Here is a 25,386-nt window from a genome sequence, read left to right on the forward strand (position 1 = left end):
GTTGATGACAGAGCTCAGTTCGCTCTATCGGTTTGAGTCTGGTGATGAATGCCATACCAGAGCTGACCGGCTGCAATACCGCCATCATTCACTGGGATAACTTTTCCACTCATCCACTGCCGACCCTGTTGTGTAAAATCCTGAGCCACCGCATTTAATAAACGGCGGTTTTGAAACACACCGCCAGAAAGCACAACAGGCAGTTCAAGGTATTGCTGACTTTTTACCACGATGGCATGCGCTAAGGCGTCAATGAACCCCGCACTGACTTGACTCTGCCACCCTTTATCATGCTGAGTTTTATCCTGAATCAGCACCTCTAACATTGGCCACCAATCTAACTGATTCTGTTCATTCCAAGGCAGATAGAATGGTTCACCCTTTTCGTTATGTTCAGCTTTGCTAGCATTTAGAACACCATGATCTAAATGCTTATTACTTATTGATTTAATTAACTTTTCATTTAAATAACAGCAATCCTGTACAGCTTTAGGATCATTTGGACACCTATGATCCAAAAGCTCAGCAATCTGCTCCATCATTAAGCCACTTTCCCCTTCGAAATCGGGCGTCGACACCAATTCAAGCAATGCAGCGATACCATCAAATAAACGCCCAATCGAACTGGTATAAGGGGAATGTTTTTCACTGCGCCACAACCTATATAAGTTGTCGAAATAGTCAGGGCTCCACGACTTAAAAATGGCTAAATCGAGCGCTCTAATTTGTTCGACAGACAGATGTTCCAGCAGCATGGCGTAAAGAATTCGTGCGGGTTGATGAATGGCTTGTTCACGTCCTATCAAACGAAAAGGTTTTAACTGAGCAATACGCTGGTAACCATCGATATCAGCGACCATCACTTCCCCACCCCATACGGTTTCATCTTCTCCCCAGCCAGTACCATCAAAAGCGAATCCTAAGACGGACTTGGTATATTGATGTTCAGCCATCACTGAAAGAAGGTGGGCGTAGTGATGCTGCAGTGAAATCACTGATTCGTTTTGTTCTGTCGCAAATTGAGTAGAGAAATAACCAGGATGACAATCACTGATCCATTGCTTAGGCTGAGTTTGATAGAGGTGAGGAAAATACTCACTCATGGTGATAAAACGGCTTTGTGTATCAATATCATCAATATCGCCGATATAAGGAGAGAGCATCCACTGTCCGGGCAGGGCAAACGCTACGCTCGACTTTTGCTGCGCGCCAACTGCGATAATGGGCATTTGAATACCATCACAAGCCTGGCTATAGGGTGCAAACCCTCGCGCCATACGTAATACTCGTATTTCCCCAGCCGCTAAATGCACCACACTGTCATCACAAGCATTCACAATCTCTCGGTTATGATCGAGAACACCATCGAGTTGACCGCCAAATTGCTGAGCAATCTCGTCACGTTGTGTCGCCAGTGGCACGCCTGAAACATTGGCACTAGTCATGACTAATGCCCTTACACCCAAATCAGCTAACGCTTCCATTAACAACACGTGCAAAGGTGAATAAGGCAACATCACCCCTAAAAAAGCCATATTGGGCGCAACTGACTGCGCAAGACTAAGCCCATCGTCGCGCCGACGCATCAATACAATGGGGGCAGCTTGTGACTGTAATACCTGCCACTCTGCCGACTCTCCCACGACCAATTGCTGCGCAGTCTGTAAATCAGTCGCCATGATGGCTAACGGTTTACGCTGGCGATGCTTTAATTGACGTAACCGTTGTACCGCTAACTCATTGGTGGCGTCGCAAGCAAGATGAAAACCACCAATGCCCTTTAGCGCAATCACGCCGCCTTTGGCTAAACCATTTACCGCCTCTTGCAACGCATGCTCTTTTATCTGAGCGGGTTCTGAATCTTCCGCAGAATAGAACCATGACAGATGCGGACCACAATGATCACAACTGACTGGCTGAGCATGGTAACGACGATCGTTTGGATCGTGATAAACGCTTTCGCACGTTGGGCATAAAGCGAAGTTTGCCATCGAGGTGAATTCACGATCATAAGGCAACTGTTTGATGATCGTAAAACGTGGACCACAATTTGTGCAGTTGATAAACGGATAACGGTAATAGGGCGAAGTGGGATCGTGTAACTCTCGATAACAATCAGGGCACATGGCCTGATCAGGTGCCACACTAACCATCACATCATGCTGTCTGTCACTCGTGACGATCGAAAACTCACTCACCGCATGAAGCTGATGCTCTTTAATACTGATGCGATCAACTCGGGATAAAGGCGGTGTTTTCTTCTGTACCTGATCAATAAAAGCATCGATGTTTTCCCACTGACCTTGCACATCAATTTGCACGCCAGCCGTGTCATTACACACCGATCCTGCCAATTCATACTGGGTGGCTAACTGATAAATAAAAGGTCGATACCCAACCCCTTGAACCACTCCAGTGATATGAATTAAACGGCGGGATAGCATAATTAGTGCTCCAAGTTACACCAGCATATTTTATTGATAATCGACATAATTAACGTCTAAAACTAATATCCACCTAATGCAAACAATGAATANATATTTAACTGACGCCTATTTTATCGAAGATAGTGGGAATATACAGTTCTGTTAATTGACCCAAATCAAGCACATGGCAAACATTTTTTTCGTGCTTGTTTTTATTATATTTAGATCTAAAAAATGCAGTTATTATCCATATGTATTATTAAAAATAACTAATTAATAAGTGACTGAGGGATAACTGCATATAATGAAAATTCACATTGCATCAACGTATTATTTTTCACTTGGAAAATTGAGTCTTTCAGGGTGTGTATAAATATTGGCACGACCACGTCGACAATAACCACATAAAGTAAGATTCAGCTGATCCGCCATTTCCACCGCCATATTGGTTGCAGCTGATACAGCAAAAAGGAACTGCACCCCACTTGCGACCACTTTTTGGACCATTTCAAAGCTGGCTCGACTGGTTACCAGTATGGCTCCTTGCGATTTTTGCTGACGCAAAACCCATCCCACTAACTTATCTAACGCAATATGGCGACCAACATCTTCAAATATTGCCTCTATCTCCCCTTCAGCAGACAAATAGGCCGCGGCGTGAGATGAACCTGTCACCTGATTTAACACTTGATGAGCATGTAAGTTGTCTAAAGCGTACTGCAAATTTTCGATATCAAAAGACGTTGAGGTAGGTAGAGGTTGACTATAACGGCATACCGAATCAAGTTTTTCTGTACCGCAAATGCCACACCCTGTCATACCGGCGAGTGAACGGCGCTTTTGTTGCAAGCGATCAACGCAACGATTAGCAATTCGCACGTTAACGGTAATACCATTGTCTTGCTGTTCAATATCAACATCATGAACATCTTTGAGCTGATCGATAATCCCTTCAGTCAAAGCAAATCCAACCGCGAATTCTTCTAGATCCATCGGCGTACACATCATGACAGTGTACGCAACACCATTAAACTCAATGGCGACTGGCGTTTCTTGAATAAGGGCGTCTTCTTCTTGCTGTCCATCATTCCCCTGTTGATAACGGATCATTGGCTTGCTCTTGTAAGCTGGGAAATCGACGGGAGACAACTCAACACTCATGCTGTTTTCCTTAGCGGGTTACACTTCTGGTAAATAATCTTTGCTGCTAATACCCATTTTCTGCATGCGAGAAAGCAACGTAGTTCGCTTTAATCCTAACTTAGCCGCAGCGCCCCGAGCCCCAGCTACAATGCCATTGCAATCACGCAATGTTTGAATCACCACATCGCGATCCATATCTGCTGCAGCCACAGGAACGGTTGGCTTTTCATCGTCGCTATCGTCAAGTTCAAGTCCTAAACTCACGAGCTCTTCCACGGGAACATTCAACACATCCCCACGAGTTAAGATGACCGAGCGCTCTATAAAGTTTCGTAATTGTCTAACATTACCAGGCCAATCAAAAGCACTTAACGCCCGCATCGAATTATTAGCAACGGCGGTGATATTCTTACCCATTTTTTTCGAAATCACACGGGTAAAATGTTTCACCAATAGTGGAATATCTTCAGGCCGCTCCCTGAGAGGAGGAATAATGATTGGAAAAATATTCATACGATAATAGAGATCACTGCGGAATGTTTTCTCTTCAACCATTTCCAGTAAGTTGGCATTGGTTGCAACAACAATACGCACATCAACTGGGATAAGTTGATTACGCCCTACCCGTTCAATCTCATTTTCTTGCAGTGCACGTAATAACTTAGGTTGCAGAGAGAGGGGCATATCCCCTACTTCATCGAGAAACAGTGTCCCATTATTGGCTTGCTCAAAGCGTCCGACACGACTGCTCACTGCCCCAGTAAATGCCCCTTTTTCATGGCCAAATAATTCACTTTCAAACAAACCTTCAGGCACCGCTGCACAGTTCATTTTCACCATGCGTTTTTGGCTACGGCGACTCATCTTATGTATCGCACGAGCAATCAACTCTTTACCGGTCCCTGTTTCACCAAGGATCATCACCGTACTGTCGCAATCGGCCACCATCGCCACTTGGTCTAACACGCGGTTCATCGATTCACTTTGACTAATAATGTCATCAAATATCAGATGGTTATCATAGCTTTCATCAATAGACTCATACTGACCTTTAGGCATCATTTTGCTGTGAGCCTCATGAACATTAACACTGTGCATAGCTAACGCAACACGCGCTGCCACTTGCTGCAACGTATCAATATCCATACTTGGCATCTGCTTATCATCACGCATCATGTAAGCGATATAACCTACTTTCATCCGCCTAAAAATCAGCGGCATGATGATAATTTTAGTGATGTCATCGGCAAACTGAAGCGTGTTTTTTTGATCACTCAAATACGCCAGCTTTTTATGATCTAAATAGACTATTTCATTATGATTAACCGCAGCTTGAAATACCGAATCATCATTGAAAAAGTGGCTCTGTTGATACACTTTGCCATCAACCATTCGCCCGGTATTCTGTGTATAAAGCCCCTGATTAATGTCAATCAGTGCTACATCTGTAATAGAAAAATGCTGGAACAAACACTGCTGAAGAGAACTGAGCAACATCTCTTTATTACTTTGGCTGATCACCGCATTCGTAACATCAACCAGAATATGGTAGTTATCCCGTTCATTACTCAGCTGTTGAGTCATGTTCGATGCTAATTCGTGATCCAAAACATGAGTGACAAACGACACGATCATGCTGTTTTGGAGACGAAACTGACGTTCACCATCCTCCAATTCATCCACTTGAGGATTAATGAATTCAATGAAACCAATTTGCTGATTGGTCGATTTTAAAGGTACTTTGCAGTAATGATGAATATTTTCGTAGGCGGGATGTTCGGTAAAATGAGGATGAGAATAATAGAAACTCACACCATCTAAATTATAAATACCATCATCATAAGGCATACTGTATATATCGTATTCCTGATGATAAAACGCTTCACGGTGCACTTTTTCTTGATCATCAACATAATAAAGTACCGACTCATCAGACTGACCGCAGCGTAATATAATATTGATCTTTTCTACTTGTAAGAATGCACACTCTTCACTATTTAAAAATTTCAACAAGTCGGCAGTATCATTAATCGATAGCATCGCCTTGGAGAAAATCATTAATTCTTGGGCTGTTTGATTCATGGCTACAATAAAAAAGGCTCTTTAGTTGCACGTATAATACCGCATGCATAAAGAACCTTTTTTGATCTTAACTCACTATGAACTTATTTATGCCTGTTCAACATGTGATCTTAAGCGCGCTTTCATCTCGCTGTATTCCGTTTTCACGTAATTTTCAGCCCAAGCTGCGTCTGCGATCGCTTCCACTTTCACCGCACAGTATTTGTATTCTGGTGTACTAGAAATTGGGTCAACGCGTTCGATAGTCAGCTCATTACAAGCACCAATCCACCATTGATAAGTCATGTAGATCGCGCCTTGGTTCACACGAGGGTTCACATTAGCACGAGTAATGACTTTACCACGGCGTGAAGACACCCAGATCAACTGTTGATCTTTAATGCCGTATTTAGCCGCATCATCAGGGTGAATTTGCGCAAATCCAGGTTCATCAGCCAAGGTGGTTAATGCAGTACAGTTACCTGTCATAGAACGGCAAGAGTAGTGACCCACTTCACGTACGGTCGACAATACCAATGGGTAATCCGCATCGGGTTGTTCTACTGGTGGACGCCATTCCGCGCCAATAAATTTACCTTTGCCAGAAGGCATAGAGAATTTATTGCCTTTAAATAGGTATGGAGTACCTGGGTCTGCTTCATCCACACATGGCCATTGCACGCCTTTAAGGCCTGCCATTTTTTCGTAGGTTGCGCCTTCATACAATGGAGCAAGGTGACGCATTTCATCCCAGATTTCTTCAGTATTGTTGTAATGCATTGGGTAACCCATACGAGTCGCCAACAAGCCGAAGATTTCCCAGTCAGGTTTCACATCAGGTGGCGGAGTCACTGCTTTATAGAAGCGTTGGAAACCACGGTCAGCACTTGAGTACACCCCTTCATGTTCACCCCAACTGGTTGATGGGAACACGATGTCGGCACGTTCTGCAGTTTTCGTCATAAAGATGTCTTGCACAATCACCAGTTCGAGATCGCTCAATGTCTTACGCATTGCGTTCAAGTCAGCTTCTGTTTGTGCAGGGTCTTCACCAAAGATGTAATAAGCCTTACATACGCCTTCAGCCACTTTATGACCCACTTCAGTAATGCGGTAACCCGGTTTGTGAGACAGTTTCACACCCCATGCTTGTTCAAATTTTTCACGAATTGCATCATCAGTTACCGCTTGGTAACCAGGATATTGATGAGGAAGCATCCCCATATCACAAGTCCCTTGTACGTTGTTTTGACCACGTACCGGACCTACGCCCACACCACGACGACCAAAGTTACCCGTCATCATCGCAAGGCCAGCCAAACCGCGAACCACGTCCACTGCTTGACCAAATTGAGTCACACCCATACCCCATAGAATCATAGATTCAGAAGCCGCAGCATAAGTACGCGCTGCTTGGCGAATTTCTTCGCCGCGAACACCAGTAATGTGTTCCACTTCTTCTGGGCGATAGTTCATGACGATTTTTTTGAATTCTTCAAACTCTTCTGTGTAACGTTGAACGTAATCAACGTCATACAAGTTTTCGTCAATCAAGGTGTAAGCGATCGCGTTAACCACAGCCATGTTTGAACCGTTTTTCAATGGAACCCATTGATCGGCGATACGTACAGACTCAATTTTACGCGGGTCACAAACGATCACTTTCGCACCGTTTGCTTTTGCTTTAAACACTTGGCGAGCGATAACAGGGTGAGAATCCGCAACGTTATAACCAAAGAACAACAGACATTTAGATTCTGCAATTTCATTGATTGAGTTACTCATCGCACCGTTACCTACGGTGGATTCTAAGCCTGATACCGATGGAGCGTGACAAACACGCGCACAGTGGTCGACGTTGTTAGTACCGATGACAGCACGAGCAAATTTTTGCATTACATAGTTTGCTTCGTTACCTGGACCACGAGCAGAACCGGTGGTCATGATAGAATCGGCGCCGTATTTTTCTTTAATCGCCGTTAGACGCTCAACAGCAAAATCTAACGCTTCATCCCAAGATACCGCTTCTAATTTTGAATCACGAGTACGGCGGATCATTGGGTGTTTTAGACGTGGAGTCAGTAGGTTAGTATCATTTAAGAAATCCCAACCATAATAACCTTTAAGACATAGGTTACCTTCGTTAGTGCGGCCCATAGCCGGTTCAGCACCAACAACCTTGTCGTTCTCCACAAGTAGATTCAGTTTGCAGCCAGTACCACAGTATGGGCAAACTACGATGGATTTTTTCATATCAACCTTCTTCAATCAGACAGTAATACCAGCTGCACGAGTTGCAGCTTCTTCACGTTTTTGCTGGCTGGTTTGTTGAAGTTCATCAGAATTAATCAGACTGATAGCACCAGTTGGGCAAACTTCTACACAAGCCGGTCCGTTTTCACGGTGAGAACATAAATCACATTTAACAGCCTGTGATTTAGGCACTTTACGGCTAAACAAAGCAGCATGGCCGTTATTTTCTTCCACCATAGTGGTAACGACCGCCATTGCGCCAAATGGGCAAGCAACAGCACAGGTTTTACAACCAATACAGCGAGATTGAATCACCTTAACGAATCCATCTTCATGAATGATGGCATTGTTAGGACAGACTTGAGCACAAGGGGCGTCGTCACATTGACGACACATGACAGGAGTGGTTACCTGTGCATTTTTCACCAATTGCAAACGAGGTTGAAAGCCCTCGGTACTTTGCAATGTGCCTGTACATCCTTCTTGGTGAGAAATCGCGCATGCTACTTCACAAGTTCGACAACCAATACATTTAGTGGCGTCTGCAAAGACAAAACGATTCATGCGATATCCTTCTAGTGTCGGTACACCAGAGTTATAAAACTCTGATGGCTATTAAGCACGAGACGTGCCAATGTTACTAGTAACTTTATAGTCAACATAAGTTACTGTTTTATAATTACTTAAAGACAAAGCTCACGATTAATATCGTTATTCATTGTTGTCATCACGACAAAACTCCCCGTCACTCGACACTAGTGACGAAAACAGTGACACTAGTGACGAGAAGTCTTATCTAGCAGTGGGCATACCCACCATCACCTTCCCAACTAGGAAGGGCATGATAGATCTGCTCAACAGCTTGCTTGACCAACGGATTCATTGGGTAGGAAAAGCCAACCATCTCTGGCTGAATACCAAGAAAAGTGACTTCAGGTACGAAGGTCTTTAGCTCATTGATAAGAAAATTAAGCGGTAAACTGTGGGTAGAAACCAAAAACATATCGGCACTGGTTTCTTGTTCAATCACCCGAATTTCACCGACTTCTTCTCCAAAGTCAGCCGCATCGACGATGACAATTCGGTGCGGTTGGGCTTTACGGATTAAGTGCAAAACATCTTCTGGCATTGTTCCGCCATCCAATACTTCCCACTCATCAAGTGGGTTTTCTTTGCACATTTTGGCAAGTAGGGGACCGGCCGCGTCATCCCCCATCATGTAATTACCGACCGTTAATAAAATTTGTTGACTCATTACCCACCTCGAATCATCAAATACATGGTTGGTTCGTTATAGATTGCCGTGAGTACTTCAATAAATCCGACTGTCAGCTCACGACTTTTCACACTTTGTGCATTCGCATCAATGGCATCGAACGCCAGTGCCAGCATATTGATATGTTCGGGATAAATAGTAATTTCACCAAACATCAAAAAGCCTTTCATCTTGCGATACGCTTCACTCTCCGTGTCTAAAGCAGAAATCCATTCCAAGTATTCAGGCCCAGTACAGACCATCGCTGCACTCAAGCAATCAACGATGCCAAGGTGGTGACCAATCGCTAAGCTGTAATACATAACTTGCTTAGCATCTTGGGGAATGTTGTCTTTTTCATCGATAAATTTGCGAGTTAAACGATAGAAATAGACGCTGCCTTTTAAATGGCGAGACTCAGCGACATCCATGGCAAGCTCCTTGTAGTTGACCGCCAGTGATTTGATTCATCACTTCACGCATCAAGGTATTCACAATCTCAGTTAACCGTGGATCATCGTTTTTCTCTAAATAGGCTTTAACGTTCTGGTCAACATTGCTGGAATCACATGTAACCAGTACATCCAGCAATTCATTGGCAATACGTTTACCTGCGCGGTATCCAGCTAACACGCGAGCTTCACGTTCAACCATCACCCGAATATCGGTCGGAATGCCGGTGTGGCGAAGTGTCGCAGGCTCTTTATCTGCTTGGTGTTCTTTGCTGTGCATTTTTTGCTCAAGCAAACCCAAGGCAACCGCAAAACCGTAAATAGTGGCAGCAGGTGTTGGAGGGCAACCAGGAATATAGACATCAACGGGCACTATCTTGTCTGTTCCACCCCACACACAGTAAAGGTCGTGGAAGATACCGCCATCGCAACCACATGCGCCGTAAGAGACCACAATTTTCGGATCTGGAGCCGCTTCATAAGCGCGCAACGCAGGCGCACGCATAGCACGGGTAACTGCGCCAGTGAACAACAAGATGTCGGCATGACGAGGGGATGCCACTACTTTAATACCAAAACGTTCGGTATCGTAAACCGGAGTAGTCGCTGCAAAAATTTCAATTTCGCAGCCGTTACAACCACCGCAGTCAACACGATAAACATAGGCAGAACGTTTAATTTGCTTAAGTAGAACTTCTTTTAATTTCTCGTGTTGAGGCGAGACAGGAACTGGAACAGTTTCAGTATGGTTGGCACCAGAAAGCTGTTTTATACCTTTCATGCTTCCTCCTTCTCAGACTCAGATTGAGCAACCGTCTGCATTTGTTGCGCAGATGTTTTTATAAAACGTTGGTGGGTAATGTTTTCACCATCGAGCATATTGGCTTTACGACGACATTCTGGGCAGGTTGCTAATTGCTGACGACGCATCTCAAGATGCTCACCCGTTAAACCAGATTGCTCTAGAGTAGCCATGGTGTAATCCAATAGTTTTTGCGCGACAAAAGGCTTGCCACAACATGAGCACGTTGCCAATTTGAATTCTGCACTTTCATACAAATCTTCTTTCTTGGTGACAGCTAATTCAAAGTTTGGCGTTAGCTCAATTGCATGAGTTGGGCATACCTCTTCGCAACGACCGCAGTAAATACACCGAGCTAAAGAGAGTTCCCAGCGACGAGTTCCTTTTGCGGCATCAGTTTCCATGATGAGCGCATTAGCAGGACAGGCGCGTGTGCACGCGCCACAAGAGATACATTGACTCGCATTCAGCTCGGGTTTACCACGAAAGTCAGAAGAGACTTCCAGCGGAGCAAAGGGATATTTTTCAGTCACATCCCCTGCTTTAAGAATGGTTTTGAGTAACTTAATCATAACGCCCCCTTACCATGCTTTGAGCGGTGAGTTTTTACGATTCACGCTATATTGCTCAATGGCTTTGTATGGAATGGTCTGGCTGCGTTTTTTCTTCGTATCCACGATGGTGACGCGGTCAGTACAAGAATAACAAGGGTCAAGACTACCGATGATCAATGGCGCATCGGCCACGGTATTACCACGCAACATATAACGAAGTGTTGGCCAGTTCGCGTAAGTCGCCGCACGACAACGCCAACGGAACACTTTTTGGTTATCGCCAGTCATACTCCAGTGCACGTTTTCACCGCGAGGCGCTTCGGTGTACCCCAAGGCAAATTTATGCGGAACGTAGTCAAACCCTTCGGTTAGAATTGCCCCAGCAGGCAAGTGGTCTAAACCAAACTCAACAATGTTCATCGCATCAAATACTTCACGAATACGCACGAGAACACGTGCTTGTACGTCGCCAGTATCAATGTGCTGCAATTCAATTGGCACTTGTGAATACGCTTCTAGGTGAGCGCCATGCACAATGCGTGCATCACGCGCAAAGCCGCTGCCGCGAATCATTGGACCAACAGGACTAAAATCGCGCGCGATATCTTTCGCTAACACACCAACGCCACATAAGCGGCTATCAATGTTTGGCGTGGCCAAAAGCATATCGACTAATTCACTGAAGGTTTTGCGCGCTTCACGAATCAAGGTAATGCCTTTTTGGCGCTGCTCTTTTAAAATATCGCGGCGCACACCGCCAATCAGATTCATTCCGTAAGTTTTACGAGCACCTGTTAATAGCTCAGCCAGTTCCATGGTTTTTTCACGCACGCGGAAGAACTGCATGAAACCAGAGTCAAAACCGACAAAGTGGCTCGATAAACCAATATTCAGCAGGTGACTGTGCAGACGTTCCACTTCAAGTAATACCGTACGAATCATCTTGGCACGTTCCGGCACTTCGATTTGCAGAGCCGTTTCAACGGAGTTGTTGTACCCCACACTATGAGTAAAACCACAAATGCCGCACACACGGTCAGCGAGGAAACCAATCTCGTTATACCCCATACGGGTTTCGGCCAGTTTTTCCATCCCGCGGTGAACATAGAACATACGGTAATCCGCATCGACAATGTCTTCACCATCGACGAATAAACGGAAGTGTCCCGGTTCATCAGAAGTGATGTGCAGCGGTCCAATAGGAACAATCCGGTTAGATTCATCACCTAATTCATTAAGGAATGGGTAATTCTCTGTATCAGTCGTAGGTTCTGGACGCTGACGATGATCCATCGCATCTTTACGCAAAGGATGAAGATCATCAGGCCAGTCATCGGGTAGCACCAAACGACGCTCATCCGGTAAGCCCACAGGGCGCAATCCGAACATATCGCGTACTTCACGCTCCCCCCAAACTGCAGCAGGAATGTGTGGCGTGATAGAAATAAATTCTTCCGTATTGGCATCCGCCAGCACTTTAACCACAACCCAGCTTTTCACTTCGCCTTCCATAGAAAGCGCATGATAAACAGCAAAATGGCCGTTTAGGCTGCGTTCATCGTTACCAAAGCTGACCGATAACCAACCACCTTGATCGTAGTAAAGCCATTTCATGACTTCGACTAAAGAGGTCATTTTTACCGTAATGGTAACTTGGTTATCAGCCTGCCACTCTTCTTCAAGAATGGCAGAAGGGAATAAATGACGTACCCCATCAACGTACTGTTTACCGATCTGACGTTGCGAGTAAGTTTGAGTTTTCATATCCATTCAACATTCTCTCTTTATTGAACTAGGTGAGTGGCAGCATCAGTAGTTTGAGTCAGCGCGCTCGCTGACTGAAATGGCAAATGCAGTTGTTGTAAAACAGTGGAGAAGTCTTGATGTGTGATAACTTGAGCCGCTTGATTGACGCCGTGTAATACCACTTCAGGGATATGAGTGCCCATAAGCACCATTAAGCCCATCATGACGACAAGCGGGACGACGGTCATCACATTCACTTCGCCTTTATCAACGCCTTCCGGTGCTTTGCCCAGCACACAAGCGGCAACTAAGCGAGCGAGTCCAGCTAACACGAGCGTTAATAACAGCAATAAGATAATGATTAGAGCAGGATGCTGAGCATATAGCGCAGAACAAACGATCAGGAATTCGCTCACAAATAAGTTAAAAGGTGGCACGCCAGCCAATGCTAAAGCACCGGCACCAAACAAGACACCAGTCCAAGGTGCAACACGCACAACCCCTTTAATGATGCCCATATCACGAGTGCCGTATTTCAACATCACATTACCCGCGCCGCAGAACATCAGAGTTTTACCTAAGCTGTGGTTAATCACGTGCAGCATGGCAGCGAAAACACCCAAAGGCCCCAAGCCAATCGCAAACGTAATCAAGCCCATGTTTTCCACACTGGAATAAGCCAACAGACGTTTTATGTCTTTTTGCACCAGAATAAAGAAGGCAGCCACCGCTACAGATAACAGGCCAAAACCCAGCATTAGAGCTTGAGTATACCCATGACCCAAAACCTCTTGAGCGACAACTAAGTGACGCAGAATCACCAATAAAGCACAATTTAATAAGCCAGCAGAGAGTAATCCAGAAACAGGGCTTGGCGCTTCTGAGTGCGCGTCTGGCAACCAAGTGTGCATCGGAAATAAGCCCACTTTGGTGCCAAAACCAATGATGATAAAAATGAAACCAATTTGAATTAAACGGGGATCAAATCGCGCGGCATTATCACGAATGGCGGTCCAGAAAATCGCTTGAGAAGGGTCAGTAAATACCGCCACCGCATTGGAGTAGGTAATCACCGTACCAAACAAGCCAAACGCCACCCCAACACTACACAGCATGATGTATTTCCATGCAGCTTCAAGCGATGAGCGTTGATAGTAAATACCGACTAAGAACACTGAACTAATGGTGGTGGCTTCAATGGCAACCCACATCATGATGATGTTGTTTGCCGTCAAAGCGATCAACATCGTGGCTAAAAACAGGTTGAACAGGCCGTAATACAGAGACACCTGACGACTGCTTAGCTCACCATTTTTGAACTCATTACCGATATAACCCAGTGAGTGCAATCCTGTAATGAGTGCCACTAATCCAAGCACGGCCATAAATAGCGCAGACAAGCTATCTAAGATCAGCCAGTGACCTGCACTTTCTAATGCACCGTGTTCAAAGACTTGTACTGCGACCATCCAGCTCATTACAAACGTCGCAACCACACTCACACAGTGCATCAACGATGACAGCTTCTGAAACTCCCCTTTTAAACAAGCACAAACCAGACTTACCGCAGCAACAAACAACGGAATGCCCAGCAGGTAGGGATAAATAGTACTTATAGATATCATGCCGTTACCCTTTTAATACTGTCAGTTGTTTCACGTCCAACGTACGCAATTTGGCGTAAATCAAACGCGCCAGAATCACCATGACAATCACGGCGAATAAGGCATCAACGGTGATACCGATTTCCACCAAGTGAGGGGCACTGTGAGCCACTAACGCCAACATTAACGACGAGCCGTTTTCCATCAGGCAGTAACCAAAAATTTGTTTGAGGATATTGCGCTGACTGATAATGCACAGCAAACCGATAAAGAAGTGCGCTAAGGAAACCCCAAGAATAGGTTTCAATGACGCCACCAGCGGCAACTGAACGGGTTCGATAACATACAGACAAGCAATACTGATCACCGCAACAATCAAGGCAATCCACACCGGGCGGATCAGCGGTTGCTCAGCTTTTGCATCTCTCATTTTTCCTAGCTGAATAAATAAGATCGCCGGGACTAAAATGACTTTGGAAATAAACGCGGTGACCGACCAGCTGTATAACTCATGTGCATCGTAGCGATGGGCGATCGCAACAAATAGCCCCACCAGAACTAAAGACTGCAAGGCATATAACCAAGCAGCGGTTTGCGCTTTGCGCGCTATCACGACCAAAAATGAAGTTACAACCAGTAGGCCAGCTAAGTTATTCATCATTAAATCACTCATTACCTACCTCCTAATTAAGCCACGCTGAGGCAATGAAACTGGATAGCACTGACATGGCGATCAAAACAACCAACATGCTTTTCATTGACGCAGGTAGCGGAGAAATGTTTTCGACAACGTCGGATGGTTTACCAATCACAGATTTACCAAACCAGAACAGTAACCAACCAAATGTTGCGACAGATTCAATCAGTGCAAGCACTAATACAGGCGTTAACCAACTGTGAGCGGCTGACAATTGAAAGCCAGCTTCAAGCAGAGGGAATTTACTGAAGAATCCGTTAAATGGAGGAACACCAGCAATTGCCATTGCTGCGACACAGAAGCCAATCCCAAGCAGTGGCGATTTGGTAATGATGCCGCGCAGTTGTGGCAACATGCGAGTACCACAAGCAAAGCTCAGTGAGCCAGCAACGAAGAAGAATAAGCTTTTCGCAAACGCATGGTTAAAGATGTAACTGACGCCCGCTTTCATCGCTAAGGATGAGCCCATTGCCGCCATGGATAGCGCAAGGAAAATATACGCAAGCTGAGTAATGGTCGAATAAGCTAACAAACGCTTCATGTCTTTTTGTGGCAAGTACATCACGAAGCCATAAATCATGGTGATCATGGCGCCAATGACCCCGACGACACCCACTTCAATTGGCACATCGCCAGCAGACAAAATACCGCGCGCAAATATGTATACCCCAACTTTCACCATTGATGCCGCGTGTAAGTAAGCACTCACTGGGGTTGGTGCATTCATCGCATCTGGTAACCACATATGCATTGGTAGCTGGGCTGATTTACCCCACGCAGCAAACAAGATACCGAACAGTACAATCATCTTGGCGCTTGGTGTCAGGCTAGCAATGGCTGTGAGTTCAAACGTGCCGGTTTGGATAAACAGAGTTGCTGCTGCTACAAACAAACCTAATGATGCAATATGAGTCACAATCAATGCTTTTAACGCAGATCGAAAGGCGATTGGCGTTTGGTAGTAACCGATCAACGACCAAGAACAAGCACCGGTGATTTCGAAGAACAGCAACTGACCGACTAAGGTAGAAGAGAGCACTAACCCCGCCATTGCACCGATAAACACCAATAGGAATGAGTAGTAACGCGGATCCCCTTCATGTGGGTGCTCTTTGTTACCTGTGCTCATATATCCTAGCGAGTAAATCGCCACGATTAAGCCAAGCCCAACAACCGCTGCCGCAATCAAAGTACTGACTTTGTCGACCATCAAACCAAAGATCAGTAAGTGGTCAAACTGTACGATAGCAATTGATTCCGCATGCCCTCCCTCAAGGAAGAAATGGTATGCCAGAGCCCAAGTACCTAATGTGGCAAGTGCAGCAAATAACTGACATACCCACTTAGCCGATGAACGCGGCACAAGCAGAGTCAGAATGGCCCCAAGGAAAGGGACTAAAATTGTGAATAAACCTATCATCTCCATTGTAAATAAGACCTCACAATCCGATGACGTAGAAGGCTAACGACAAACCTGCAAACGAAAATGCAGACCACGTTAGTCGACTCGTATTTAAGAAACGAACCCGAGCCATTGCGTTCTCAACAATGCCAGCTAAAAAGAACACGACGATCAATTTGCAAAGCAGCATGACTGCCGCAAACAGCAGATCAGGAATGGCTAGAGTTTCAGCTTTACCCCAAGGGATAAAAATGGCGAGGAAGAGTTGCACCACGACTAACTGTTTTAGGCCTAAACCTAATTTGACCATGGCCAGACCCGAGCCTGAGTATTCAGTGACTGGACCTTCTTGTAACTCTTGTTCAGCTTCTGCTGCATCAAATGGTAATTTGCCCATTTCAACGAACATCGCAAAGGCACAAGCGACACCAGCAAGTACCACCGTCACGGGTTGGCGCATAATTTCGCCCAACATGCCTTGGCTGATATAGCCTAAATCGGTGGAACCGACCGCCATCGCCATAATGAAAATCGATAGTACAAAAATCGGCTCAATCAGCACGCCTAAAGTTAATTCACGCGCACTCCCGACCCCACTGAACATACTGTTAGAATCCACCCCGGCTAAAGAGAAGAAGAAGCGGAAAATCGCTAACAAGTAAATATCGGTAATCACATCACCTGAAATAGGAAAAGGTGAGGTTTGAGTGAGCGTTGGCAGCGCCATACCGACCAACAACATTGTGACAATCAGCACCCAAGGCATGATCCAGAAGATGACCCCGGCATTCGCAGGTGACACAGATTGACGACGCAACAACTTGGCGATATCGCGATAATCTTGCAGTAAACCCGGACCTCGACGAGAGTGCATACGAGCACGAATCATCCGAGAGAAACCCGTTGCTAAAGGAGCCAGCAATAACATCAATAGAGCTTGAACTACTGCGAGCACTATCCAGCCTAAGCTGGGCATATGAAGTTCCGCCATTATTTCACTCCTGGTTCAATGGGAAGAAAAAGCAACGCCAACAGCACGACAACGATATATAGGCAGTAAACGCGGAAGTCGCCGCCTTGCATGCGAGTAATCCAACCGCTTACCGTCATTGAAGCGCGACACGCTGGTTGCACTAAATAACGATCAAAGCTTGGTTCAATTGCTGCAGCTGAATGAGTGACAGCACTTAAGGAGCGTTGCATCCACCCACTTGGATCGAGCAATACTCGAATGCGATACACCGGAGAGAACATATGACGTAATGGTTGGGTAAAACCACTCGCTGAGATATTCATACGATTTTCGTAAGCGTAACCACATGCCCATGGGTCACCTTGTTGACGGTTATCGAGACGACGGCCTTTAAACAGAGCCAACATAACGGCAGGAATCACCAGCAAGATCAGTAGACTGATGGTGATAACTGGCGTAGAAAGAATGGCTTGTGTGGTAGAAACCGGATGAAGCGCCATACCTTGATGAACGACAATCGGTGTTGCAGATAATGTTGTAGTGGCAATGTCTGAAATAATGGGCGAGATCCATGGAGAACCCACACCTAAAATCACACACATCACAGCAAGGAAAGCGCAGCCCACAACCATTGGCCAACCAACTTCACGAGCTTCGCTAGCTTTCTGCGTACGTGGAGCACCGGTAAAGCAAATGCCGTAAACCTTAACGAAACACATACAGGCTAAAGCACCGGTAATGGCAAGCATAACCACGGCGATTGGACCAGCAATGACCATACTCAATTGCGTCTGATGGCTAAGATCAAACAGAGACTGGTAAATAAACCATTCGCTGACGAATCCATTAAGTGGTGGCAGAGCTGAAATCGCCATGGTACCGATCAAGAAAGCTAAAGCGGTATAAGGCATTAATTTGCCAAGGCCACCCATTTTTTCCATGTCTTTGGTGTGCATGCGATAAATCACAGAACCAGCACCTAAGAACAGCAAGCCTTTAAATACTGCATGGTTTAACAAGTGGTATAGCGCACCTAATAGACCTAACGCAGCAAATACGGGATGCCCTGTTGCCATACCAATTAGTGCCACGCCAACGCCCATCAAAATAATGCCGACGTTTTCAACCGTGTGATACGCCAACAAGCGTTTGATATCATGCTCTGCTAACGCATACATTACGCCGAGTACAGAAGAAACCGCGCCGAAGGCCAGTACCACATAGCCCCACCACGCTTCACTTGCACCTAAGAAAACCACACCGACTTTAATAATCCCGAAGACACCGATTTTTACCATCACGCCAGACATCAATGCTGATGCGTGAGAAGGGGCTGCCGGGTGAGCTTGTGGCAACCAACCGTGCAAGGTAATCATCCCGGCTTTGGCACCAAAACCAAAGAACGCCAGCAAGAAAATAACCGAAGATTCCCAAGCAGGAAGATTCAGACTGGTAAAGTCAGCAAAGTTCAATGAACCTGATGCACGGTACAGCATAAAGAAGGCAATCATGATCAAGACAGAACCTGCGTGAGCAATAAAGAAGTATTGCAACCCAGCCTTTACGCTACTTTCGCTTTGTTCCACCAGCACTAAGAAATAAGAAGCCAACGACATCATTTCAAAGAACACAATGAAGTAGAACGCATTATCGACCACCACCAACGCGACCATAGAAGCCACGAAAAGATGTAAGAAAAAGCTAATTCCCCAAGCACCTTTACCAAGGTACTCATTCATGTAGTGCCAAGAGTAAATTGAAGCGGCGACCATAATGAGTGAAATCACCAACACCATAAAGGCACCAAGTGCGTTCATATTGATGATCAACTGTGCGAACTGAAACGGGCTATATAACTGGGCAGTCAATGGCGCGCCACCAAGCAGTGCTTGAGCAGAACTGATAAGCCCCAACATCCCACCGATAAAGCCGATTACACCAGACACTTTAACAATGCTGGCTTCCCGCTCTCCACTTCCTAATAAAGCGACCAAACTGGCGATGACATAGCAGCCAATGGATATCGCTAACAACTCGAGCGTATTTGTCATTGCTGTTTCTCCATGTTGACGGCTTGGGACATATCCGCGGCCATTGCACGTTTTTGCGAACTGGATTGGCTGATTTCACCATCAGTCACCTGCACAATCGCATCGGTTGGACAAACCTCAGCACATGCAGGACCATTTTCCCGGAAACCACACAAATCACATTTCACTGCGATGCTCTTCACGCCCGGTTCCCAAGCCAAAAGGTCATGGCCAAATGTTTGAGGAGAGGAGGTACAAGGACTACTTGAACGTGGAGTGGAAGGAATATAGGTATCGTAACTATTTGCCATCGCAACCGGACGACTACCATCCAGAGCAATAGCACCAAATGGGCAAGCCACTGCGCATAACGTGCAGCCGACACATAAGGTTTCATTAAGCAGAATACGATCTTCTTCCTTCGTGATCGCTTGCACAGGACACACCGTGGCACATGGTGCATCTTCGCAATGGCGACACATTACGGGAACAGTCGCATCCTGATGCTTGACGACCGTCAAACGGGGATGACTTTGCAGACCTTGTTTTTTATGTACATCGGAGCACGCTGCCATGCAGGTACCACAGCCAATACATTTTTGGGGATCTGCAATTACAAAGCTCTTCATAGCATACCCTGTCGATTAAATAAGCCCCTAAGAGCAACTTGTATGCCAGATTTTGCACACAAGATTTTATTCCTTATTAATCATAAGGATAGAAGAGCAATGTTAATAAAAGAAACAGGATTAAATACAAAAAATTAACGTTAAATCAAGCACTTCGACACCCAGTGTCGACACTAGTGTCGATCAGAAAAATAGGTATAACATAAGTCTTTAGAGTGGAAAAATAGAAGAAAGGAAAACGTAATACTGGTGAAAAGTCAGCGGATAATAGACATAAAAAAAGCCCGTTAAAAAACGGGCTTTTCAATCTGGTGCAGATGGGGAGACTTGAACTCCCACGGCCGTGAGGCCACTAGCACCTGAAGCTAGCGTGTCTACCAATTCCACCACATCTGCGTGATGGCGCTAATATCCTGCTAATCCCCTAATGTGAAAAGTAGCATATGAATAAAAGGTGACTTAAATCACAAGAAACCGCCACAATAGGTTGTTTTTTATGCAAAAATCAAAAACGTTGGTCCGCTAGAGCAGTTAATAGCTTCAAACTTGACGAATAGTAATCATCTTTTGGCACAATTTTCGTACTACTGTACGCCAATTGATCCATCGTAAAATCACGAATAGCCAATAATCCACCATTCATGGCGTAAGGCGCCTTGTTATGATTAACCATATTTTCCCAAGCAGGCATTTGAGCGCGAGGATAATGAGCAAACCATTGCTGCCAACGCATCAAAATCGGATTATCTCTATCTGCCCATTTGGTATATAGAGGAATACGTATCGCATCATAGCTGACTCTAGCGGGCCAAGCCGATGCTGGGCTGGTAGTGCCAGTTCTCGATAAACTAATCCAATCCGTCGGCAAACGATACGTTCCCCAGTTGATATTGTTCATCAACCTTTGAGCGTCATCAATCAATTGCGAAATCGTTGCTAGGTGCGTCCTACGTTCAAAATCTCGCCAAGCAGGGAAAATGAAGTAGGATGGATTTAACGTTACTGATGTATCATTTTCAAATCCGTATCGCCCAGGTAGCATGACTTTATAGTTAGCGACATCCACAACCACATACTTCAATACTGCTTTAACAATCGTATCCGATTCCGTCAGATATTGAGGGACATGCCAGCGATGCGCCGCTTTCAATAAAGCCCAAGCGATCATTACATCACCATCTGAAGCATTATTTTTATCAGCCACAGGGTTAGCAGCAATTGGATTGTACCGCCAATAAAATAGCCCAGAATGAGGATCTCTTAGGTATTTTCGCGTCCAGTGCCAAATTTGGTCAAAGCTCCGTTTATCATTTGCTGCAACCGCAAATAACATCGAAAATCCCTGACCTTCTGTATGACTGATATTATGATTTCCAGTATCAATAATTCGCCCATCCTGAGCCATAAAACGAGCTTTGAATGTTGACCAATCCAATGATGTTGCCATTGCAGATACAGGAACGAAGGATAAAAGGCCCCACATCAATAGGGCCATAAAATAAGATCGTTTTTTCACCAATGACTAATCCTTTATTTCAGTCACGATCATTAATTACCACCAAACGAGCGACGCAACATGATAGAGGCGAGAGACTCATTATAGTCACCAAAGGTGTCATAACTCACTTTCGCTTGAAGCGTCAGATCATCTTGTAAACGGTACTCAAGGTTGGCATGAATGTTAAAGCCCATTCCAGAGGTACTCTTGGCACTGTAATACGCTTCTTCAGCGTAACCAGAGTCGACATAAGTTTGCAATTCTGATTGCAACGTACTCTGCCCTGGAAAATATTCCGCTTTGTCTTGACTATAGGATTGAAAGCCAACGGAACCGCCTAGTTTCAAAGACAACTTGTCGTAGTCTTGGGTGTAATCCACCGGAATAGTGAAACTGATGTAGTTCTGAGGACTGAAGTAACCACCGTGACCAAAGCTGTAGTAACTCAAGTTATGCGTAAAGTCCTTGTATCGAACATCCATGCCTACTTGTAAGCTACGATCGTCATATTTGTACGGTCGTACATAGAAACCGGCACCAAATTCCATGCTTTCGTTATCTTGAACCGAATGACCTAAGTACTTCCAAGCTCCAGCATCAGCATAATAGCCCGCATCGCCATCGTCATAACCCAGTTGGGCATGAATACCATTTTTAGTCACCTGTCCCCAGTATTTACCAGAGTAACTATCTTTAACCCCAACATAAGAAAGCAAACTATCTTTCACTGAGCGGCGTTCACCGGTTAATGATAAGTAAGCATGATCTGAGAGTTGCGCTTTATAAGTTGCCCCCCCCACCAAAGTAACATACTCAAGACCTAAAGGCGTGGTACCAATATCCGCATCATAGTTATCACCACTTAGTGCTGCTTTTACCTCAACACCATTTTCTCGTTTGGCACCTTGAGAATCGATATCTGGTAAGTCATCACCGGAGGTAGTTGAAACTCCCTCAGATTCAGCAACTTCCCCTTGGATGAGAGCCCCAGTACCGAAACGACGGCTGGCTTCATCAGAAGATGCACCAGACTCAAGGCTAACCGCATCAATATTGACAGCTAAGCGAGAATGACCAAAAGGCACAGTAGACCACTGTAATGGTACTCGTGTTTCAGTTAATTTACTTAAACCACTTTCTCCATCTCGGCTGCGAACTTGGATACCACCTTGAACCCATGTTGAGTTCTGTTTATGGATTTGAGTCAATAAGGAGTCAACCTCTGTCAGCGTCTGCTGATCTGCACTCAGAGCTGGTAAATCAGTACGTTCAGAATAATTCTGCGACGTCTTTTGTGCCTGACCATTGACTTGCCAAGGCATTGCCGTGCCATACACTGAGCTAGACGGCTCATCATTCTTCTCAGTCGTGTGAGAAGTGAACGGGTTATCAGCAATTACCATACCTCCCACTAGTGGTGAGGTTGATTTACCGTTTGATTTAAAGCCAAGTAATTGCCCACGAGCACTACGTAATTCAGCTAATGCTAAACGGGGTTTTCCTTGTGCTTGATAGATACGAGCATGCAACAGTAAACGTTCAGGGGCGTTACTTTCAGGGAGTTGAGCATAAAGCGCTTGAGCCTTATCCGCTTCTCCTTCAGCGAGATAGACATTGATCGCACCTAATCGAGCTTCCTGAGTTTTATCCAACTGGTTGTCAATCAAGTAACGATAAACGGTCATCGCTTTATTGTTCATCTTTCCAGATTGATACAAGCGAGCCATTGCTAACATTAACGCCGTATTTTTCGGTTCATCCTGAAGTGCCCGAGCTAACATATCGTACGCAGGTGCATAATCCCCTAATTCACGCAGGTGATCCGCTTCATTAATCACATACACATTACGTGCAATCGATAACTGCTCAGGGGTACTATTGGCGATCAAACGCGGATCATTAAGCAAGTTTTGCGCTTCATCTAATAATCCAGCTTGATACAGAACCGCCACGTGATTTGCGTAATCCCCAGCATTACTGGATATGCCAGATTCGATGTTCTGTCGCACCATGACAACCGCACCGCTTTTATCGCCTGCCTTCATCAATAGTTGGGCAACGCGTCCGACACTCAGTGGATTAGAACCTGTTTTTTCTTTAAGAGAGAGCAGTAAAGAGAGCGCTTCTTTCTTGTTACCTTTTGCCAAGAACAAGCGGGCATTATCTAGAGATAAGTTGAAACCAGACACTTCAAACAGCTGCTTTTCTTTCTCATCACGCTTATCTAAAGGAACTCGAGCAATCAGATCATGAACTTGACGCCATTTTTTATCTTCACTAGCAAAGATAGCTGCTGCATACAGAGATTCATTACTGACCCCATCTCGTTCAAGTGGACGAATCGTTGCTTCAGCCGCTTCAGTATGCCCCTGTTTTTTATACAAACGTGCTAATTCAAGGCGCAACCAAGGGTTATTTGGAATACGCTTAAGACCGTTCTCTAAAATCACAGTCGCCGTATCAAAGTCACCAAATTTAATCGCTTCATGAGCTAAATCACGAATGTGCGAGTACTTATCTGCTGCTTGGACCTTACGCTGAAAATCCTTAGGCATACTACGCAAAAGTAGATTCGCTTGATCATAATGATTCTGTTCAGCTAACACATAATACAGCGATTCTTTCGCTTGCGAGTCTGTTGGTTTTTCAGATAAGACTTGGCGTAATAACTCTTCTGCCGCGGAATACTTACCTTGATGGCGCAGAACGTCGGCTCTGAAAAGTTTAGCGGAGACACCAGCATCGCCTTTCTCTTCAATTAATGATGAGCTTATCAATAATGCCTGGGTAACATCCCCTTCTGCATACGCAGATTTTGCTTTTGCAAGATCTGCGTAGAAAGACGCCTCATGCGCTTGCTTTCTACGTTTTGCCGCCTGGCTACCACCTTGCTTAGCAGAAAGATTTAGATATTTAGCTGCGTTAGGGTAATCATTTTCATGCAAATATACGTAACCTAAACCAGCCAATGCATCTGCATCTCGCGGAGAACGTCGTAAAATATCATTAAAAATGGATTTTGCTTTCGCCAAATTACCACTATTCAACTCATTAAAAGCGGTGCTAATTGCTTTGCTACCTGTACTACGTTGATAGTGGGCCATTACCTTATGTTCATTAGGATGACGTTTATCCCACTTCTGATAATGGTACTTATCGGATGCTTTAGGAGCGAGCCATAGCAATGCTTGTTTTAAAGCATCATCAGCTGACTTATTGTCATGCGCATAATGCTCTAAGATACGAATCCCTTGACGACGATTACGCTCGCGATAAGTCAGCACTTTGCCATAGGCGATGCCAAGTTGAACATCGTTAGGATGACTTTTGGTAACGCTTCTTAACCCTTTAACCGCATTGTTATACAACGATTTATCACCTGACATAGTCAGGTAATATTCTGCAGCCAGTGATAACGGAACCTTCCCATTAGGGAAGATTTTATTCCATGTCTTAATCGAGCCGCTTACATCCCCTCGACGGGCTTGCTCGCGTGCTAAGTCAACCTGCTGTTTAGGCAGTTTTTGTAATGAGATCGACGTATTGAGTAACTGCAGCTCAGATGAATCTGGATGAGCAATAGTGAGACGTTTTTTCCATTGGGCGGCCGCTAAATTATCACCACGCTGACGTGCCAAAAGAGACATCATATAGAGCGCTTGAGCGTTGTTCGCATCCACCATCAGCACTTTTTGTAATGATTCAATGGCTAACTTATCATTTGCTTTTTCGTGCCAATATTGGGCTTGTTTAATTAATGACGATACCGATGAATCCGCTTGTGTATCTGCTAAAGCTATTGAAGATGAACCCAATTGCATCAACTCTACACAACATAACAAAGAGAAAGTCTTAAGGAAG

18 protein-coding genes and 1 tRNA gene are annotated in these 25,386 nt (G+C 45.1%); all 19 read right to left on the reverse strand.

Going from position 1 to position 25,386, the window contains the following annotated elements:
* Positions 1 to 14: 14 nt before the first annotated feature.
* The 19 genes from hypF to F9817_RS05535 all read right to left on the reverse strand — a co-directional run bounded on the left by hypF (position 15) and on the right by F9817_RS05535 (position 25,346).
* A complete protein-coding gene (gene hypF, locus F9817_RS05445) occupies positions 15 to 2,444 on the reverse strand; it encodes a carbamoyltransferase HypF (RefSeq protein WP_161153945.1) in 2,430 nt (809 codons plus the stop codon).
* A 312-nt stretch (positions 2,445 to 2,756) separates the two neighbouring features.
* On the reverse strand, positions 2,757 to 3,587 hold the full coding sequence (gene fdhD / locus F9817_RS05450) for a formate dehydrogenase accessory sulfurtransferase FdhD (protein ID WP_161153946.1): 831 nt from the start codon (positions 3,585 to 3,587) through the stop codon (positions 2,757 to 2,759).
* Positions 3,588 to 3,605: 18 nt separating this feature from the next.
* The gene (locus tag F9817_RS05455; RefSeq protein ID WP_161153947.1) at positions 3,606 to 5,651 is read right to left on the reverse strand and encodes a sigma 54-interacting transcriptional regulator; all 2,046 of its coding nucleotides are present in this window, start codon (positions 5,649 to 5,651) and stop codon (positions 3,606 to 3,608) included.
* Between the two features lie 87 nt (positions 5,652 to 5,738).
* Complete coding sequence (gene fdhF / locus F9817_RS05460) at positions 5,739 to 7,883, reverse strand: formate dehydrogenase subunit alpha (RefSeq protein WP_161153948.1); 2,145 nt, start codon at positions 7,881 to 7,883, stop codon at positions 5,739 to 5,741.
* A 15-nt stretch (positions 7,884 to 7,898) separates the two neighbouring features.
* The gene (locus F9817_RS05465) at positions 7,899 to 8,447 is read right to left on the reverse strand and encodes a 4Fe-4S binding protein (protein ID WP_161153949.1); all 549 of its coding nucleotides are present in this window, start codon (positions 8,445 to 8,447) and stop codon (positions 7,899 to 7,901) included.
* 232 nt (positions 8,448 to 8,679) lie between these two features.
* Positions 8,680 to 9,138 (reverse strand): hydrogenase maturation peptidase HycI, encoded by a 459-nt coding sequence (gene hycI, locus F9817_RS05470; RefSeq protein ID WP_161153950.1) that lies wholly within the window; start codon positions 9,136 to 9,138, stop codon positions 8,680 to 8,682.
* On the reverse strand, positions 9,138 to 9,569 hold the full coding sequence (locus F9817_RS05475; protein ID WP_161153951.1) for a formate hydrogenlyase maturation HycH family protein: 432 nt from the start codon (positions 9,567 to 9,569) through the stop codon (positions 9,138 to 9,140). The genes hycI and F9817_RS05475 overlap by 1 nt, the downstream gene beginning before the upstream one ends.
* Positions 9,556 to 10,371, reverse strand: coding sequence for an NADH-quinone oxidoreductase subunit B family protein (locus tag F9817_RS05480; RefSeq protein ID WP_161153952.1), 816 nt, complete (start codon positions 10,369 to 10,371; stop codon positions 9,556 to 9,558). Before F9817_RS05480 ends, F9817_RS05475 begins: the two co-directional genes overlap by 14 nt.
* Positions 10,368 to 10,964, reverse strand: a complete 597-nt coding sequence (locus F9817_RS05485; protein ID WP_161153953.1) for a formate hydrogenlyase complex iron-sulfur subunit — start codon at positions 10,962 to 10,964, stop codon at positions 10,368 to 10,370. The genes F9817_RS05480 and F9817_RS05485 overlap by 4 nt, the downstream gene beginning before the upstream one ends.
* A 9-nt stretch (positions 10,965 to 10,973) precedes the next feature.
* Positions 10,974 to 12,716, reverse strand: coding sequence for a hydrogenase large subunit (locus F9817_RS05490; protein ID WP_161153954.1), 1,743 nt, complete (start codon positions 12,714 to 12,716; stop codon positions 10,974 to 10,976).
* Between the two features lie 14 nt (positions 12,717 to 12,730).
* The gene (locus F9817_RS05495) at positions 12,731 to 14,317 is read right to left on the reverse strand and encodes a hydrogenase 4 subunit F (protein ID WP_161153955.1); all 1,587 of its coding nucleotides are present in this window, start codon (positions 14,315 to 14,317) and stop codon (positions 12,731 to 12,733) included.
* 4 nt (positions 14,318 to 14,321) lie between these two features.
* Positions 14,322 to 14,969, reverse strand: coding sequence for a hydrogenase 4 membrane subunit (gene hyfE, locus F9817_RS05500; RefSeq protein ID WP_161153956.1), 648 nt, complete (start codon positions 14,967 to 14,969; stop codon positions 14,322 to 14,324).
* A gap of 10 nt (positions 14,970 to 14,979) precedes the next feature.
* Positions 14,980 to 16,419 carry a hydrogenase 4 subunit D gene (locus F9817_RS05505; protein WP_161153957.1) on the reverse strand — a complete coding sequence of 480 codons (1,440 nt, stop codon included), beginning with the start codon at positions 16,417 to 16,419 and terminating at the stop codon, positions 14,980 to 14,982.
* A gap of 13 nt (positions 16,420 to 16,432) precedes the next feature.
* Positions 16,433 to 17,386, reverse strand: a complete 954-nt coding sequence (locus F9817_RS05510) for a respiratory chain complex I subunit 1 family protein (protein WP_161153958.1) — start codon at positions 17,384 to 17,386, stop codon at positions 16,433 to 16,435.
* Positions 17,386 to 19,419, reverse strand: coding sequence for a hydrogenase 4 subunit B (gene hyfB / locus F9817_RS05515; RefSeq protein WP_161153959.1), 2,034 nt, complete (start codon positions 19,417 to 19,419; stop codon positions 17,386 to 17,388). The genes F9817_RS05510 and hyfB overlap by 1 nt, the downstream gene beginning before the upstream one ends.
* Positions 19,416 to 20,027, reverse strand: a complete 612-nt coding sequence (locus F9817_RS05520) for a 4Fe-4S dicluster domain-containing protein (protein ID WP_161153960.1) — start codon at positions 20,025 to 20,027, stop codon at positions 19,416 to 19,418. Before F9817_RS05520 ends, hyfB begins: the two co-directional genes overlap by 4 nt.
* A 309-nt stretch (positions 20,028 to 20,336) precedes the next feature.
* Positions 20,337 to 20,423: transfer RNA gene (locus F9817_RS05525), tRNA-Leu, on the reverse strand.
* 109 nt (positions 20,424 to 20,532) lie between these two features.
* Positions 20,533 to 21,543 carry a glycosyl hydrolase family 8 gene (locus tag F9817_RS05530; protein WP_202436351.1) on the reverse strand — a complete coding sequence of 337 codons (1,011 nt, stop codon included), beginning with the start codon at positions 21,541 to 21,543 and terminating at the stop codon, positions 20,533 to 20,535.
* Positions 21,544 to 21,575: 32 nt separating this feature from the next.
* The gene (locus F9817_RS05535) at positions 21,576 to 25,346 is read right to left on the reverse strand and encodes a cellulose biosynthesis protein BcsC (protein ID WP_161153961.1); all 3,771 of its coding nucleotides are present in this window, start codon (positions 25,344 to 25,346) and stop codon (positions 21,576 to 21,578) included.
* Positions 25,347 to 25,386 lie beyond the last annotated feature (40 nt).

Source organism: Vibrio eleionomae, from assembly GCF_009874545.1.
In the GTDB taxonomy this organism is placed as follows: domain Bacteria; phylum Pseudomonadota; class Gammaproteobacteria; order Enterobacterales; family Vibrionaceae; genus Vibrio; species Vibrio nitrifigilis.